Annotated in this window: 14 protein-coding genes and 1 tRNA gene; all 15 read right to left on the reverse strand. The window is 52.8% G+C overall.

What is annotated here, in order from left to right; translation table 11 throughout:
* Window positions 1-8: 8 nt before the first annotated feature.
* The 15 genes from cptA to tolQ all read right to left on the reverse strand — a co-directional run bounded on the left by cptA (window position 9) and on the right by tolQ (window position 16,654).
* Complete coding sequence (cptA, locus tag ACN28R_RS15570; RefSeq protein WP_095834885.1) at window positions 9-1,724, reverse strand: phosphoethanolamine transferase CptA; 1,716 nt, start codon at window positions 1,722-1,724, stop codon at window positions 9-11.
* A gap of 294 nt (window positions 1,725-2,018) precedes the next feature.
* Window positions 2,019-3,878 (reverse strand): DEAD/DEAH family ATP-dependent RNA helicase, encoded by a 1,860-nt coding sequence (locus ACN28R_RS15575; protein ID WP_095834886.1) that lies wholly within the window; start codon window positions 3,876-3,878, stop codon window positions 2,019-2,021.
* Window positions 3,868-3,945 (reverse strand): protein YrbN, encoded by a 78-nt coding sequence (gene yrbN, locus ACN28R_RS15580; protein ID WP_121514196.1) that lies wholly within the window; start codon window positions 3,943-3,945, stop codon window positions 3,868-3,870. Before yrbN ends, ACN28R_RS15575 begins: the two co-directional genes overlap by 11 nt.
* A 103-nt stretch (window positions 3,946-4,048) precedes the next feature.
* Window positions 4,049-4,933 (reverse strand): lipoprotein NlpI, encoded by an 885-nt coding sequence (gene nlpI, locus ACN28R_RS15585; protein ID WP_048636266.1) that lies wholly within the window; start codon window positions 4,931-4,933, stop codon window positions 4,049-4,051.
* Window positions 4,934-5,059: 126 nt separating this feature from the next.
* Complete coding sequence (gene pnp, locus ACN28R_RS15590; RefSeq protein ID WP_095834887.1) at window positions 5,060-7,183, reverse strand: polyribonucleotide nucleotidyltransferase; 2,124 nt, start codon at window positions 7,181-7,183, stop codon at window positions 5,060-5,062.
* A gap of 255 nt (window positions 7,184-7,438) precedes the next feature.
* A complete protein-coding gene (gene rpsO / locus ACN28R_RS15595; protein ID WP_048636268.1) occupies window positions 7,439-7,708 on the reverse strand; it encodes a 30S ribosomal protein S15 in 270 nt (89 codons plus the stop codon).
* A gap of 123 nt (window positions 7,709-7,831) precedes the next feature.
* Window positions 7,832-8,776, reverse strand: coding sequence for a tRNA pseudouridine(55) synthase TruB (truB, locus tag ACN28R_RS15600; protein ID WP_048636269.1), 945 nt, complete (start codon window positions 8,774-8,776; stop codon window positions 7,832-7,834).
* Entirely contained in the window at window positions 8,776-9,177 is a 402-nt protein-coding gene (rbfA, locus tag ACN28R_RS15605; RefSeq protein ID WP_048636270.1) for a 30S ribosome-binding factor RbfA, read from the reverse strand. Before rbfA ends, truB begins: the two co-directional genes overlap by 1 nt.
* 73 nt (window positions 9,178-9,250) lie before the next feature.
* The gene (infB, locus tag ACN28R_RS15610; protein WP_048636271.1) at window positions 9,251-11,959 is read right to left on the reverse strand and encodes a translation initiation factor IF-2; all 2,709 of its coding nucleotides are present in this window, start codon (window positions 11,957-11,959) and stop codon (window positions 9,251-9,253) included.
* A gap of 25 nt (window positions 11,960-11,984) precedes the next feature.
* Window positions 11,985-13,496, reverse strand: coding sequence for a transcription termination factor NusA (gene nusA, locus ACN28R_RS15615; protein ID WP_048636272.1), 1,512 nt, complete (start codon window positions 13,494-13,496; stop codon window positions 11,985-11,987).
* Window positions 13,497-13,517: 21 nt separating this feature from the next.
* Entirely contained in the window at window positions 13,518-13,970 is a 453-nt protein-coding gene (gene rimP / locus ACN28R_RS15620) for a ribosome maturation factor RimP (RefSeq protein WP_048636273.1), read from the reverse strand.
* 218 nt (window positions 13,971-14,188) lie between these two features.
* A tRNA-Met gene (locus tag ACN28R_RS15625) sits at window positions 14,189-14,265 on the reverse strand.
* A gap of 432 nt (window positions 14,266-14,697) precedes the next feature.
* Complete coding sequence (locus ACN28R_RS15630) at window positions 14,698-15,483, reverse strand: energy transducer TonB (RefSeq protein ID WP_095834888.1); 786 nt, start codon at window positions 15,481-15,483, stop codon at window positions 14,698-14,700.
* Window positions 15,480-15,929, reverse strand: a complete 450-nt coding sequence (gene tolR / locus ACN28R_RS15635) for a protein TolR (RefSeq protein ID WP_095834889.1) — start codon at window positions 15,927-15,929, stop codon at window positions 15,480-15,482. The genes ACN28R_RS15630 and tolR overlap by 4 nt, the downstream gene beginning before the upstream one ends.
* Window positions 15,930-15,943: 14 nt before the next feature.
* Window positions 15,944-16,654: a protein TolQ gene (tolQ, locus tag ACN28R_RS15640; RefSeq protein WP_095834890.1), complete on the reverse strand. Its 711-nt coding sequence runs from the start codon at window positions 16,652-16,654 to the stop codon at window positions 15,944-15,946.
* Window positions 16,655-16,693 lie beyond the last annotated feature (39 nt).

Genomic DNA, 16,693 nt, shown 5'->3' on the forward strand with positions numbered 1-16,693 from the left:
CGTCGAGATTATTTCGCGCCTTCCGCCGTTGCGGGCAGATCGTCGAACGAGCGCAACGTTTTTTTATCATCGGGATTGCCGATCCAACGTTCGCTCGGTTTAAACGCCGGATTGACCAGACTCTTTGACGGTTCATAGAAGTCGTAACTTAATCCCGCCAGGTCAGACCAGGTATGAATCAAATGGGCGCTGCTGTACTTGCGTTCAACATAGGGGGCATAGTCGACACGATGGTTTTCCCGCCATTCCGGCGACATCCAGACCATAAAAGGAATGGTGTACATCGCTCGCGTGGGGGCCGCTTCATTGCGCCCCAGAATATTATGCGGCGGCGTTTCATAAACATCTTCGCCATGGTCGGAGAAGTAAAGCAAAAAGCCATTGGGTTTATGTTGCGCAAACAGGTTAATCAAGCTGTCGACAATGTAGTCATTGTATAATTCCGCGTTGTCATAGTGATTGTAAACGTCTTTATCACTCACTTCGGCAGACACGCTGGCGAGGTCATTAAACTGGTCAAAATTTTCCGGATAGCGGTATTTATAGTTCATATGCGTTCCCAATAAATGAACGACAATGAATTTTTTCTGCGCCGGATCGGACATCACTTCCTCGAACGGCGACAGCACGACGTCATCGTACTGCCGGGCGCTCTGGGTCCGCTGGTTGTTCAGATAAAACTGCTTATCCGTCTGCTGTGAAAAAACCGTCAGCATGGTATTACGTTTGGTTATCGTTTGCTGGTTGGTGATCCAGAACGTTTTATACCCTGCCTGTTTCATCAAATTCATCAGCGAGGGTTTACTCAGATAGAGGTCCGGGTTCAGTTCGTCAGCAAAAGTTAGCGCCTGCTGCAGAATTTCAATGGTGTAAGGGCGTGATGTCACCACATCTTTAAATACCACCAGATTGGGGTCAGACTTGCTCAAGGCGTCCAGACGCGGCGTTGTCGCCCGGTTATAACCATATAAGCTCATGCGGCTGCGGGTGGTTGACTCGCCGATAACCAACACCAGCGTACGCGGCGTATCGCCATTGGCATCTTTAAGATTCGCCAGCGGCGGCAACGCCGCGTTTTGCTGCAGCATCGCTTCCATACAGCCCAGCTGTTGATGATATTCCAGATAACTGCTCAGAAATTGCCAGGGCGCCGTTGTTCCCATCCTCTCGGCCAGATATTCAATGGTATCCTCCAGAGAGTTCTCCTTAACGCTCATCTTGTTATAAACCGGGATACCAAAAAGGGCGATAATGATTAATAAAGAGATTACCATTCTATAGCTGACAGACAAATAGATCGGCCGCACCTTCGTCCATAAAAGAAACGCCACTGCGGTATAAACCAACAATATTCCAACCACTTTCAAGCTGAAATACTGGCTCATATACTCGCCGGCCTCTGTCGCGTTCGACTCAAACATCACAAATAAAACGCTTTGCGAAAACTCTTGCTTATAAATTAAATAATAACCGAGCGCAATGACCGAAGATGCCCAAAGCACAATAGCTAATACCGCGGTAATAATTCGAGTATGACGTGGAAAAAGCAATACCGGCACCAGCCAGAACAGACTATAAAGCAGCGAATCTCTTAATCCATTAAAACCGCTGTGGCCACTCAATAAAATTGATAATTGCAGCACACAGGAGAAATACCAAAAAAATAGCAAAAGCCATTCCAACGCTCTCCAGCTGAAGCGCTTTTTTAACGAAAAATCAGACATTTACTCTATTCCAAATAAAAAATGCATAAAAAAAACGCAAAAGTACAGATGTATGAATCTTTCAGAAAGTATTTTTTTACTACCCATTCTTATAAGAGTACGACGGCATTCCTCGCCTGGTTATTAATAACCGATACCGCGCAGCGAAAACCTTAATTTGGGAAAATATACGCTTTACCGATAACCCTCTCGGCAAAAAAAAACGACCCTAGTAGGGCCGTTCGTTTTTATATCAAAAAATATTAGATTGTTAAATATCCACAGACGGATATTGTATTTCCTGATGTGACTCGATTACGCATCAGCAGGACGGCGACGCGGCGCACGCGACGCGGCATCACGGTTGAAGGTGCGTCCACGATGCTCACCGCCGTTCCCTTCACGGCGTTCGCCGTTACTGTAGGAACGACGCGGCGCACCCTCACGACGATCGCCGCCAGGACGACCGCCACGGCGCTCGCCGTTTCCACGGTCATGGGGTTGAGCATCGCCCAGCAACTGCATGTTCATCGGCTTATTCAGAATGCGGGTACGGGTAAAGTGAGACAATAAATCACCCGGCATTCCCTTCGGCAGCTCAATCGTTGAGTGAGAAGCAAACAGTTTGATGTTACCGATATAGCGGCTGCTGATATCGCCTTCGTTGGCAATCGCACCCACAATATGGCGAACTTCCACACCGTCGTCACGACCCACTTCAATGCGATACAGCTCCATATCGCCCACATCACGGCGTTCACGACGCGGCGGACGATCGCCATCACGACGACGGTCGCCGCGGGCATCGTCACGATCGCGTAATTCACGACGCGGACGACGATCGAATACCGGATCCGGCGGCAGAATCAGCGGACGTTCGCCCTGCGCCATTTTCAGCAGTGCGGCGGCCAGCGTTTCGATATCCAGCTCTTCCAGAGGCTGTAACTTAGGCAAAAGTGCGCGGTACATATCCAGATCGCTGCTTTCCAGCTGCTGTTGCACCTTAGCGGCGAACTTCGCCAGACGACGTTGACCCAGCAGTTCAGCGTTCGGCAGCTCAACTTCAGGGATGGTCAGCTTCATGGTGCGTTCAACGTTGCGCAGCAAACGACGCTCACGGTTTTCGACAAACAGCAGCGCACGACCGGCACGACCGGCACGGCCGGTACGACCGATACGGTGCACGTAAGACTCGGCATCCATTGGGATATCGTAGTTGACCACCAGGCTGATGCGATCAACGTCCAGGCCGCGGGCGGCGACGTCGGTGGCGATCAGAATATCCAGACGACCGTCTTTCAGGCGCTCCAGCGTTTGTTCACGCAGAGCCTGGTTCATATCGCCGTTCAACGCGGCGCTGTTATAACCGCTGCGTTCCAGCGCTTCGGCCACTTCCAGCGTCGCATTTTTGGTGCGAACGAAAATAATCGCCGCATCAAAATCTTCCGCTTCCAGGAAGCGAACCAGCGCTTCGTTCTTACGCAGGCCATGAACCGTCCAGTAGCTCTGACTGATATCAGGGCGAGTGGTAATGCTGGACTGAATACGCACTTCCTGCGGATCTTTCATGAAACGGCGCGTAATGCGGCGAATCGCTTCCGGCATGGTGGCGGAGAACAGCGCAGTCTGATGCTCAGCCGGGATCTGGGCCATGATGTTTTCCACATCTTCAATAAAGCCCATACGCAGCATTTCATCGGCTTCATCCAGCACCAGACCGCTCAGGTTGGACAGATCCAACGTACCGCGTTTCAGGTGATCCAGCAGACGCCCCGGCGTACCGACGACGATCTGCGCGCCGCCGCGTAAAGCACGCAGCTGTACGTCATAACGTTGACCGCCGTATAAGGCAACCACGCTCACGCCATGCATATGTTTAGCAAAGTCATTACAGGCTTCGGCAACCTGTACGGCCAATTCGCGGGTAGGAGCCAGCACCAGCATCTGCGGCGCTTTTAATTCGGGTTTGAGATTATTCAGTAATGGCAGCGCAAATGCCGCGGTTTTACCACTACCGGTCTGTGCCATCCCCAGCACATCACGACCACTCAGTAAATGAGGAATACATTCCGCCTGGATCGGCGATGGTTTTTCGTAGCCCAGATCGGTCAGGGCATTAATAATTGGAGCACTCAGCCCCAAATCAGCAAACGAGGTTTCAAGCTCAGTAGTCATGTACACGTGCCTCATAAATGGCGGCCAGTCTACATAACTCGTCGAGAAAATTTTCAGTCATTTTCATTGAAAAGTGTGAACCGGCTCAAATTGGATTAAAAAGCGAACAAAAAAGCCCTCACCCGCGAAGGTGATAACCGTAGTTTTAGGGCTGATATAGTGTTCGTCAGCTATTGCTGGTCCGATCCTGATAGGTCGTCTTGCTCTTGGCCTAATAGCGCCAATTCCAACAATGCATAGCGGTGCTCAACAAAATTATGAACATTGTTAGCAACCGTCAGCTTGAACAGCGCCAAAGCGGTGTTCTTGTCCCCCAGACTTAGGTAGTGCTTACCTAAATAGAAGTCAGTTTCACTGAGATGCTCAGCGAGCGAAGTGTTATCCGTAGCTTCTTCCTGCAAACGGGTCATCAGCACTTTTTCGCTGATACCGTCCAGGTAGAATTCGACAATATTCCATCCCCACGTCCCTTTCTGCGCCCCGTCATAGCGTTTCTGCAACGCTACTTTGGCCGTTTCCGGATTGATTTCTCGCTCCGCAAGGTACAGCCACAACGAACGGAAAGGATCATTTGGATCGTCTCGATAAAACGCCAGCAGATCATCCTGCGCTAACAGGTAACGACCGCCATAATACAAAGCGATGCCCCGGTTTAAACGCGCGTAATTGTAAGTTGGATCAAGCTCTAGTACAGAATCAAACGCTTCATAGGCAGCATCAAAATTGCCTGCCTGCGTTAAGTAAATACCCAGATAGTTAAAAACCTCTGGCATATCAGGGCGGATCGTCAGCGCTTGTGAAAAATCATTTCGCGCTAATGCCCGTAACCCGAGACTATCATACAGCACTCCGCGCTCATATAATAGCTGTGCTCGCTCATCATCGGTTAATGCCCGGCTGGCAAGAATTTGTTCCATGCGCGCCAGGATGACTTCCTGCTGCAAAGTAGGCTGTAATGGAATCGCCAATACTGCGTCTTTGCGCCAATCCATGTTGCTGCATCCCGCCAGCATAAGAGCTGTCGCAACATAACACCCGCGCAAAAAAGGCTTCATTTCCCACTCCCGAAGACAAACATTGGATGAACATCCTGTCCCGGTTTGCTCAACATAAGGACGTCCGCTCCTTACGATCACAGCTCCTTACATAGTTAGTAAGGAGCTGTATACTGTTTTTAACAGTTATTCCCCCTCAGAAGGCGCTACCGCCGCTTCCTGAGGTTGAGCATTTGCTTCTTTAATGCTTAAACGTACGCGCCCTTGACGGTCAACTTCCAGTACTTTGACCGGAACTTCCTGACCCATCTGCAGGTAGTCGGTCACTTTCTCAACACGCTTGTCAGCAATCTGAGAAATATGCACCAGACCTTCTTTACCGCCGCCGATAGCGACGAAAGCGCCAAAGTCTACGATACGCGTTACTTTACCCTGATAGATACGGCCGACTTCGATTTCAGCCGTAATCTCTTCGATACGGCGAATCGCGTTTTTGGCTTTCTCACCATCGGTAGAAGCAATCTTCACCGTACCGTCATCTTCGATCTCAATAGTCGTACCGGTTTCTTCGGTCAGCGCACGAATCACCGAACCGCCTTTACCGATGACGTCTTTGATCTTATCAGTGCTGATCTTGATGGTATGAATACGCGGCGCAAATTCAGAAATATCGCCACGCGGCGTGCTGATAGCCTGTTCCATAACACCCAGAATGTGCAGACGGGCGCCTTTAGCCTGATTCAAGGCAACCTGCATGATTTCGCGGGTAATACCTTCAATTTTGATATCCATCTGCAACGCGGTAATGCCTTCACGGCTACCGGCGACTTTAAAGTCCATATCGCCCAGATGATCTTCATCACCCAGAATATCGGACAGGACGACAAAGTTTTCGCCTTCTTTCACCAGTCCCATCGCAATACCCGCAACGGCGGCCTTAATCGGCACACCGGCATCCATCAGCGCCAGAGAAGCGCCGCAGACGGACGCCATGGACGAAGAACCGTTGGATTCGGTAATTTCGGAAACCACACGCACGGTGTACGGGAACTCGTTGGCTTTCGGCATAACGGCCAGAACGCCACGTTTCGCCAAACGGCCATGGCCGATTTCACGACGCTTCGGCGAGCCGACCATCCCGGTTTCCCCGACAGAGTACGGAGGGAAGTTATAGTGCAGCAGGAAGCGATCGGTACGTTCGCCAGTCAGTTCGTCAATGGTCTGAGCATCACGTTCGGTACCCAGCGTGGCGGTAACCAGCGCCTGAGTCTCGCCACGGGTGAACAGCGCGGAACCGTGGGTACGCGGCAGTACGCCGGTACGCACATCCAGACCACGGATCATGTCTTTTTCACGACCGTCGATACGCGGCTCGCCGCGCAGTACGCGGCTACGCACCACGTTTTTCTCAATGCCGCCCAGAATTTCCTGAATTTCAGCCGCGTCCAGCGTTTCATCTTCAGCTAATAAAGCGGCTTCGACATCGGCTTTAATCGCATCAACCTGCGCGTAACGCTCCTGCTTTTCAGTGATGCGATACGCATCGCCCAGACGCGCTTCGGACAGATCCTTAACACGCTGCTGCAAAGAGACGTTGATTTCCGGCGCCTGCCAATCCCATTTGGGCTTGCCGGCTTCGGCGACCAGCGAATTGATGTTTTCAATGACGACCTGCTGTTGTTCATGGCCGAATACCACGGCGCCCAGCATCTGATCTTCACTTAACAAATCCGCTTCAGATTCCACCATCAGCACCGCGCCTTCAGTACCGGCGACCACCAGATCCAGACGGCTCTCTTTGAGCTCATCAGTCGTCGGGTTCAGCACATACTGATCGTTCAGATAACCCACGCGCGCAGCGCCGATCGGGCCGCCGAACGGAATACCGGACAGGCTCAGCGCGGCGGAAGCGCCAATCATCGCCACGATATCGGGGTTTACCTGCGGGTTAACGGAAACGACGGTCGCGATAACCTGTACTTCATTCAGGAAGCCATCAGGAAACAGCGGACGAATCGGACGGTCAATCAGGCGGGAAATCAGCGTTTCGCCTTCGCTTGGACGGCCTTCACGACGGAAGAAACCGCCAGGAATACGACCGGCAGCGTAGGTACGCTCCTGATAGTTAACCGTCAACGGGAAAAATCCCTGACCGGGTTTAGCCTGTTTCGCACCAACAACGGTGACGAATACGGCGGTATCATCCATGCTTACCATAACAGCGGCGGTAGCCTGGCGGGCCATCATACCGGTTTCCAGGGTGACGGTATGTTGCCCGTATTGAAATTTACGAACGATCGGATTCAGCAAAATAATATCCTTAACTGGGGCGCGTCACACCTGTTCAAGATAGACGCGCCAGTGGAACTTCCTGATCTTTGCATTACATCCTCGCGACTAATGACAACCTTTATCCTGCCCATGCAGGTAAAGCCTCTCATTAGCCGCGCGAACCTCTGCAATGAAAGATCATAATTAAAACAACAATACACTACTCTGTTTTTCTGACGCTTCCTAGAAGAAAGGGGCCTGCAAAAGGCCCCTTCCTACCGAAACTCAGAAGACTTAGCGACGCAGACCCAGACGCTCAATCAGACTGGTATAACGCGCTACATCTTTACGCTTCAGGTAGTCCAGCAGCTTACGACGCTGAGACACCATACGCAGCAGACCACGACGGCTGTGGTGATCTTTTTTGTGCTCGGCAAAGTGTCCTTGCAGGTGGTTGATCTGCGCAGTCAGCAAAGCAACCTGAACTTCGGTAGAACCGCTGTCGTTAGCGCCACGACCGAATTCCGCAACGATTTTAGCTTTCGCTTCAACACTTAGAGACATAGTAATACTCCAAAACATTATAGATAAAAAAACAGGCGCCGATCTCTAATTCAGCCACCCAATAGTTAAGCCGCGCTATTCTACTCTTAGCCTCATCCGATAGCAAGGCGGCAACAGCGGGACTTATTCCTGAAACTCAACCACTAAACGGCGGGGAGCCACGCGTCCGTCATCGTCAATCTCACCCATGCCAATAAATTTATGCTCATCGCCTTCGGTAATTCGGACCATTCCGTCCAGCGGCGCGCCTGCGGCCTGAACCGCTTGCCCCAGTTTCAGGTATCCGGCGGTGACCGGCATTAAATTCACTTCGGGGAAATGCATAGCCGGACTTTCCATCGGCATTAACAGCGGATCAAGGCTCAATGCCGGCGAACGCTCCTCAGCCTGCGCCTGTTCCAGCAAGGCAGACAAGGCATCCAACGTCACCATCCGATCTACGGGATAAGTTGCAACCTGCAAACGGCGCAGATAAATCACATGCGCGCCACAGCCGAGTTTCTCCCCCAAATCGTCAATGATGGTGCGAATATAGGTGCCTTTCGAGCAGTGAATTTCCAGCTCAAGCTCATCCCCCTCGCAGCGGATAAACAGCAGCTCATAAACGGTAATATCACGAGCCTCGCGCGGAACAACCTGTCCCTGACGCGCATATTCATAGAGCGGACGTCCCTGATACTTCAACGCCGAATACATTGAAGGAACCTGCTGCGTGGTGCCGCGAAAACTTTCCAGCGCGGCGTCCAATTCCGCAGGAGAAAAAGCAATCGGACGCGTTTCAATCACATTGCCGTCGGCGTCCGATGTATCCGTGCGCTGTCCGAGACGGGCAATCACGCGATACCGTTTATCAGAATCCAGCAGGTAGCGCGAAAACTTCGTCGCTTCGCCTAAACAGATTGGCAGCATGCCGGTCGCCAGCGGGTCCAACGCCCCCGTATGACCGGCCTTATTGGCGTTAAAAATCCGTTTTACTTTTTGCAAAGCATCATTGGACGACAACCCCTGCGGTTTATCCAACAACAAGACGCCGTGTACATCACGGCCGCGGCGGCGGGGACGACTCATTAATCCTCCTGATCTTCGCCCGTTGCCGCCGAACGACGTTCGGCATCATGTCTGACGACATTAGTGACCAGATTGGACATTCTCATCCCTTCAACCAGGGAATTGTCGTAGGAGAACGTCAGTTCAGGCACCACGCGCAGACGCATCGCTTTACCCAGCAACATGCGGATAAAACCCGAGGCGTCCTGCAGGGCTTTAATCGCCGTTTTTACCTGTTCCGGTTCGTTATCGTTCAGAAACGTCACAAAAACCTTGGCGTAAGCCAAATCGCGTGAAACTTCAACGCCGGATACGGTAGCCATACCAATCCGCGGATCTTTCACTTCTCGTTGAATAATAATGGCGATTTCTTTTTGCATCTCCTGCGCTACGCGCTGGGTGCGGCTGAATTCTTTTGCCATGTTGAATCCTCAAGTAAAAATAGGGGGGCACAAAGCCCCCCATGAATAACCTATCGCAATGCCCAACGCCGATTTAATCAATCGTGCGTTTGATCTCGATCGTTTCGAAAACTTCGATCACGTCGCCGGCACGGACATCATTGTAGTTCTTAACGCCGATACCACATTCCATACCGCTACGGACTTCGTTGACGTCATCCTTGAAGCGGCGCAGAGATTCAAGCTCGCCTTCATAGATAACCACGTTGTCACGCAGTACGCGAATCTTGTTATGACGTTTAACCACGCCTTCCGTCACCATACAACCGGCGATAGCGCCGAATTTCGGTGATTTGAAGACATCGCGGACTTCCGCCAGACCGATGATCTCTTGTTTATATTCCGGCGCCAGCATACCGCTCATGGCCTGCTTAACTTCATCAATCAGGTCATAGATAACTGAATAATAGCGCAGATCCAGACTTTCGGACTCAACGACACGGCGGGCGGAAGCATCGGCACGGACGTTAAAGCCAAGGATAATCGCATTCGACGCGGCGGCCAGCGTGGCATCCGTTTCTGTGATACCGCCCACGCCGGAACCGACAATTTTAACTTTCACTTCGTCGGTGGACAATTTTTCCAGCGCATCGGAAATCGCTTCGCAAGAGCCCTGAACGTCAGACTTAAGCACGATATTCAGTTCAGAAACTTCACCTTCCGTCATGTTGGCAAACATGTTTTCCAGTTTGGATTTCTGCTGACGAGCCAGCTTAACTTCACGGAATTTACCCTGACGATACAGCGCCACTTCGCGCGCTTTCTTCTCGTCACGAACGACGGTAGCTTCATCACCGGCCGCCGGTACGCCGGACAGGCCAAGAATTTCCACCGGAATCGACGGGCCCGCTTCTGCAACTTCGCGCCCCAGTTCATCACGCATGGCGCGAACACGGCCATATTCAAAACCGCATAGCACGATATCGCCTTTGTTCAGCGTACCTTCGCGCACCAGAACGGTTGCCACCGGACCGCGACCTTTATCCAGGAAGGATTCGATCACTACGCCGCTAGCCATACCGCTACGGATGGCTTTCAGTTCCAGAACTTCCGCCTGCAACAAAATCGCATCCAGCAGTTCATCTATCCCCGTACCCGCTTTAGCTGATACGTGTACAAACTGAGATTCGCCGCCCCACTCTTCCGGCATGATGCCGTACTGCGACAGCTCGGTTTTAACACGGTCAGGATCGGCTTCCGGTTTATCAATCTTATTCACCGCGACAACAACCGGCACCTTAGCCGCTTTCGCATGCTGGATAGCTTCAATTGTCTGCGGCATCACGCCGTCATCCGCGGCGACAACCAGCACTACGATATCCGTCGCCTGGGCACCGCGGGCACGCATGGCGGTAAACGCGGCGTGTCCGGGCGTATCCAGGAAAGTGATCATACCGTTGTCGGTTTCGACGTGGTAAGCACCGATATGCTGGGTAATCCCACCGGCTTCGCCGGCGGCGACTTTGGTTGAACGGATATAGTCCAGCAATGAGGTTTTACCATGGTCAACGTGGCCCATGATGGTAACGACCGGCGCACGAGATTCAGCCGCGGCACCGGTATCACGGTCGCTCATTACCGCTTCTTCAAGCTCATTCTCACGACGCAGAATGACTTTATGACCCATTTCTTCGGCAACCAGCTGCGCGGTTTCCTGGTCGATGACCTGGTTAATCGTCGCCATGGCGCCCAGCTTCATCATCGTCTTGATGACCTGAGAGCCTTTCACCGCCATTTTATTGGCTAATTCGGCAACGGTAACCGTTTCGCCGATGACGACATCGCGGTTAACCGCCTGAGCTGGCTTGTTGAAGCCCTGCTGCAGCGTACTTGGCTTGCGCTTGCCTTTACCGCCACGGGTAACGGCGCGGGCCTCTTCGCGATCGGCTTTAGACTCGGACAGTCGGTTGCCTTTCTTCTGTTTTGTTACTTTGCTGCGACCACTACGGCTGCGACGCTCGCCTTCAACCTGACGATCGCTTTCATCCTCCGCTTCGCGGGCATGATGCGACGTGGTCACATGATAATCGGCGGCCTCTTCGGGCTTGGCGCTTTCCGCTTCCCAACGTCCGGCATTTTCTTCCGCCATGCGGCGAGCTTCTTCAGCAATGCGTCGAGCTTCTTCTTCAACCTTAAGACGAGCAGCTTCTTCTGCTTTGCGCTTAAGTTCGGCGGCTTCAGCTTCGCGCCTGGCTTTTTCAGCCTGAACAGGCTTGGTTATATTATCGTTTTGTTGATTAATCACTTTTTCTTTTTCCGCTACATCACGCTTAGCTTTTTCAGCGGCCTCACGTTTGGCTTGCTCTTCGGCAGCACGTTTAGCTTTCTCAGCAGCTTCACGTTTGGCTTTTTCTTCCGCCTCGCGTTTGGCCTGCTCTTCAGCAGCGCGTTGTGCCTGTTCTTCCGCTTCACGCCGTGCCTGCTCTTCCTCTTCCGCCTTTTGAGCATCCAAAGGATCGCGTTTTACATAAGTGCGTTTCTTGCGGACTTCAATCTGCACTGATTTACTCTTTCCGCCAGTGCTCGGAATATTTAACGTGCTACGCGTTTTACGCTGCAGTGTCAATTTTCCCGGCGCAATTCCACGATCTCGGTTCAGGTGCGCCAGTAATGTTTCTTTTTCATGCTGGGTCACAGAATCCGATGCAGACTTGGTGATGCCCGCATCAGCAAACTGCTGTATCAGGCGGTCAACCGAAGTCTGAATCTCTGTGGCCAGCGATTTTACGGTTACATCTGTCATGCTGTTCCTTTCCTGCTACAGTTCGTTATTCGTTTTCGTCGCCAAACCAACAGATATTACGGGCGGCCATAATCAGCTCGCCGGCTTTCTCATCGTTAAGCTCTTCAATATCCGTCAGGTCGTCGACACCCTGCTCAGCAAGATCTTCCAGCGTGCAAATACCGCGTGCCGCCAGCTTGAATGCCAATTCACGCGACAGGCCAGGTAAACTGAGCAAATCGTCTGCGGGTTGGCCGTCGCCGCGACTTTCCTCATCCGCCAACGCCAGCGTGGTTAACGCGGCCTTAGCTCGTTCACGCAATACTTCAATGGTCTCTTCATCAAGGCCTTCGATTGCCAGCAGCTCTTTGATCGGCACGTAGGCCAGCTCTTCAAGCGAGGAGAAACCTTCTTCAACCAGCACGGTGGCGAACTCTTCGTCGATATCCAGGTGCTTGGTAAAGACATCTATTGCAGCATGTGCTTCGGCCTGATGTTTGGCCTGAAGATCTTCCACGGTCATAACGTTCAGTTCCCAACGGTCATCTGAACGATGCTGTTTTAACAGTTGGGAAGCCAAACGCACATTCTGGCCGTTACGACCAATCGCCTGAGCCAGATTGCTGGACTCAACGGCGATATCCATCGTGCAGGTATCTTCGTCAACCACGATGGAAACCACGTCAGCCGGGGCCATGGCATTGATAACAAACTGAGCGGGATTATCATCCCACAGGATAATATCAATACGCTCGCCGCCAAGTTCACTGGATACGGCCTGTACTCGCGCACCGCGCATCCCTACGCAAGCACCGACCGGATCAATGCGTTTGTCATTGGTTTTTACCGCAATTTTCGCACGTGAACCCGGATCGCGGGCAGCAGCCTTGATCTCAATAACTTCTTCACCGATTTCCGGTACTTCAATACGGAAGAGTTCGACCAGCATTTCCGGACGGGAACGGCTAACAAACAGTTGGGCGCCGCGGGCTTCGGGGCGAACGGCATAAAGCACGCCGCGAATACGATCGCCAGGGCGGAAATTCTCACGAGGCAACATGTCTTCACGGCCGATAACCGCTTCGGCGTTGTTACCCAAATCCAGAGAGATATTATCACGGTTAACTTTCTTCACCACACCGGTGACAATCTCGCCTTCCTGTTCGCGGAACTGATCGACAACCATGGCGCGTTCAGCTTCGCGCACCTTCTGTACAATAACCTGTTTTGCGGTTTGCGTGGTAATACGGTCAAAGGTGACAGACTCAATCTGATCTTCGACGTAATCGCCAACATCAAGGGCAGGGTTTTCAAACTGCGCCGCATCCAGCGTAATCTCGCGCGTTGGCTGGGTGACTTCGTTGACCACCAACCAGCGGCGAAAAGTATCGAAATCGCCGGTTTTGCGATCGATACTGACGCGAACATCAATTTCCTGCTCGTATTTTTTCTTGGTTGCTGTTGCCAGTGCGGTTTCCAACGCTTCAAAAATCTTTTCACGCGGAACGGCTTTTTCGTTGGAAACTGCTTCAACAACAGCCAGAATCTCTTTATTCATCCTAGTTGCCTCATCCAAACTTTAAAAGTGGGGTACCAGGTTCGCTTTCTGGATGTTGCTCAGCGCGAACACTTCGTCTTTGCCTTCCACTGTTATGGTGATCATTTCGCCTTCAACGGCTTTAATAATCCCCGACCATTTACGGCGATTCTGGACCGCCATGCGCAGCACCACCGTCGCCTCTTCACCGATGAAACGTGCATAGTGCGCTACCGTGAACAAAGGGCGCTCAAGTCCCGGAGAGGACACCTCCAGGTTGTAGGCGACAGAGATCGGATCTTCAACATCCAACACTGCACTGACCTGGTGGCTGACATCAGCACAATCATCAACAGTGATGCCATCTTCACTATCAATATAGATACGCAGCGTCGATTGGCGACCCCGGATGAACTCAATGCCAACCAACTCATAGCCTAATGCTTCGACTGGTGCTGAAATCATCTCTGTTAACTTTTGTTCTAATGTGGACAAGCCCACCCCCAAGACATAAAAAAAGGGCTTAATAGCCCAGTAATTCTGTTACCAAATAACAAAAAACCCCGATATATCGGGGCTTTATGCAACTGGACCCTATTACCGCCAAACAACGCGGCATAACTTTCGGTTAAGGATTTTTTTCAAAACGACTGTGAAAGCGATGGAAATTGATTGAACAGCCTATTGAAAAAAACACTACCCGGAAAGTTAACTGGTTGCGGGGGCCGGATTTGAACCGACGACCTTCGGGTTATGAGCCCGACGAGCTACCATGCTGCTCCACCCCGCGTCCGAAAACGTGGCAAATACTACGCTGACGACTGCCAAAATGCAAGTTATCAATAGGATTGATACAGGGCGGGAACGTGAAGAGTTAACCTATTGCATTGATAAACAAAGGCTCCGGTCTACGCCGTGAGAATGACCCCTGACCAAACTACTGCCCGCTGACCAGCGTATTTCATCTCATCTATTATCTGCAAATAGCGTGATAACCAACCGGTAATCCAAGATCTGAAACGTGCGCATGCATGATACCCATGATACATGGGGAAAGCAAAGCCTTATCGCCCGTCAATGATGTCTCAGTGCCTCTTCACGCCTTTAACGAAACGATCGCGTTAGACTTTCGGAGATATTATCCGCCGCACCGCATCCTCAGAGCCGCTGCGGACGCTCATTGCGGCGAGCGCCTTGCCGCGGCAGGCTGCCCGCTGAACGATTACTTAATGCGGTAGTGAAAGGTGTTTTTAACCTGCGGCACATCGACCGGCTGACCGTTGATAATACGCGGCTGATAGCGAAAAGTTCTGGCGGCGCTGAGGGACGGGCGTACAAACAGCGGATTACAGTCGCTTTCCGCCCGGGGATCCTCCACCTCGCCCCGACGGTTCACCCGGTAAACCACGGTACAGTTCCCCTCAATCTTTCTGCTTAGCGCTTTCTCCGGATAGTCCGGCGCCTGTTTGCTGATGGGCAGATACTGACGCCCCGACATATCCGCCTTCTGCCGGGCGATTTCCGCCGCCGCGCGTTCGTCGGCCTGATGTTGTTGCGCCAACTGCCGGCGCCGCTCGTCCTCGGCTTTCTGCTGAGCCAAGCGCTGTTGCTGGCGGCGTTGCTTCTCCTGCGCCTGACGCCGCGCCTGTTCCGCCTTACGCGTCCGCTCCTGTTGCTGACGCGCCAGCAACCCCCTATCCGGCATAGAAGGCGCCGCAACCGGCGCAGGTGGCGCGACCGTCGGCGTTTGAACCGGCGTAAACTCCGGCTCCGGCGTTGGCGGCGGAGCCACAGGCGGCGCTTCGCTCGGTTGCGACGTCGGCAGCGTGACCAGCGTGGTGTGCAGATGACGGATAACCGGCGCCGGCGGCGTCCTCATCTGCCAATGCTGCAACAAAAACGACCCTAAAATCAGGTGAACCGCCAATGCAATCGCGGCGGCGGCAAGGCGCGGCGGCCAGATATGCGGTTTGCTCAAGGCGTCATCGAAATAGTCACTGGCGCTCATTGCGGCGCCTCGGTAATCAGGCCGATGTTTTCAATTCCGCTTTTTTGCAGCGCGGCCATACAGGCGACCACGCTGCCGTAATTGGCGGCCTGATCCGCGCGAATATAAACCTGGGTATCGCCCTTATCGGCGACGATCGCCGCGACCCGGCTGCTCATCTCTTCCAGCGTAACCGCCAGCGTCGAGTCGTCGCGCTGTTCGGTCTGAACGTCGCTGGCCAGATTCCAGTAATAGGTGGCGTCGGCTTTTACCGACAGCGTCAGGATTTGCCTTTGGCTGTCGGCGGGCAGCGGTTCGCTGGCTACCTTGGGTAATTCGAGTTTCACGCCCTGCATCAACATCGGCGCGGTAACCATAAAAATCACCAGAAGCACCAGCATGACGTCAATATAAGGAACAACGTTCATTTCGGCTTTCGGACTATAGCGTAACGGTGGTCTGCGCATAAAACGGCTCCTGATCAGGCGGTCCGGGCAACGGAAGCGTGGGCGGAAAGATGCAGACGACGATGCAGATATCCCTGTAGTTCATTGGCGAAACTGTAATAGCGATTCACCAGCGTCTGCGTACGGGCGGTAAAGCGGTTGTAGAAAATGACCGCGGGGATGGCGGCAAACAGACCGATGGCGGTGGCGATCAGCGCTTCCGCGATCCCCGGCGCCACCGTGTTCAGCGTCGCCTGCTGGACGTGCGCCAAACCGATAAAGGCATTCATAATGCCCCACACGGTGCCGAGCAGGCCGATATAAGGGCTGACCGAACCAATCGTCGCCAGCATCGTCAAACCGTTGGCTAGGCGTTCTTCCTGCTCGGCGATGGCGACATGCAGACTGTGTTCAACGCCGGAGGTGACGGCCTCGGGCGAAACGCCGGGCACCTGGGTCAGTTGCTGATACTCATGCCAGGCGGCGGAAAAAATGTGCCGTGCGCCGGCATCGCGGGCAATATTGTGCTGAATGTCGCGCTGGAGCGATGTCAGATCCCTGTTCTGGCGAAAACGCCGGCGGAACGTAACGATATCTTTCTCACTGCTGCGCAGCACGCGCCCGTGCGCCACAATCAGATACCACGAGGTCAGCGAACCCAGCAGCAGGATCGCCATCACACACTGCACCAGCAGACTGGCGTTGCCAATCAGGCCGCCGAGCGTCATTGAATTATCAAGAGCCATCTTATTTTCCTTGCAATTACCCGCCTGCCGCACCGGAAG

Origin of the sequence: Brenneria goodwinii, from assembly GCF_002291445.1 — a bacterium.
GTDB lineage: Bacteria > Pseudomonadota > Gammaproteobacteria > Enterobacterales > Enterobacteriaceae > Brenneria > Brenneria goodwinii.